Below are 834 nucleotides of genomic sequence, written 5' to 3'. Positions count from 1 at the left end.
TGTAGTAGCTACGCTCAGCTTTATCACCGTCACAACCACCGACTAGGAAGAAGTGCTTGATGTTGCCTTCTTTTACTTGCTCAACCACTGCTGGTGCTGCTTCCATCAGTGCGTTGCGACCAAAACCAACCGTGATCATCTGCTCGATCTCATCATGCTTGAAGCCTTCTTGGGCTAGTGCGCAGTCGATCAGTTCGCTGAAATCGTCACCCTCAAGGTGTGCAACACCCGGCCAACCTACGATGCTGCGTGTAAACAGGCGATCAGCGTATGCGCCAACATCTGGATTCAGCAGCCAGTTAGACGTCATGACAATTGCACCTAGCAAACTCTTTTTGCTGGTTTTGCCATGCGCTACCGTAGTTACCTGCTAGGTGTGGGTATTTTCTGAGTTCAGGGTAGCCGTGAGCTGGAAGCATTTCACCGTTGGTGTAAACATTGATGCCTTTGCCTTCTGTCTGTTGAAGGATCTTCTCAAGATCATGTAAGTCATGACCAGAAACCAGAATACAGTGACCTTTCTTCGTTTTCACATTCACTGCTGTTGGTTGTGGGTGACCAAAAGTATCGGTTTCGCCTTTGTCCAGCATCTCCATAACTTTGTAGTTCATCAAACCGATCTGCATTGATGTATCAAGCAGCTGTTTTAGGTCCGCAGGATCAGTACCTAAGAACGCCATAATTTGGTGGTATTCAGCGTGAATATCTTGGTTGGTTTGACCAAGAACGCGTGCATGCTCCATGTATGCTGCAGCACCTTTCAGGCCATACAAGCAAAGTAAACGTAGACCAATCACGTCTTCATGTTGAGAATCATGGCCACGGTTAACCGCT

General features: G+C 47.6%; 1 pseudogene. It reads right to left on the bottom strand.

The features are described 5' to 3' along the window. Positions 1–834: pseudogene (gene hcp, locus KIV40_RS31665) on the bottom strand (hydroxylamine reductase); the annotation flags it as partial.

The sequence above is a fragment of the Vibrio sp. D173a genome (genome assembly GCF_030248475.1).
Note: the sequence above shows the minus strand (reverse complement) of the source record. Positions and strands in the feature narration are given on the sequence as shown.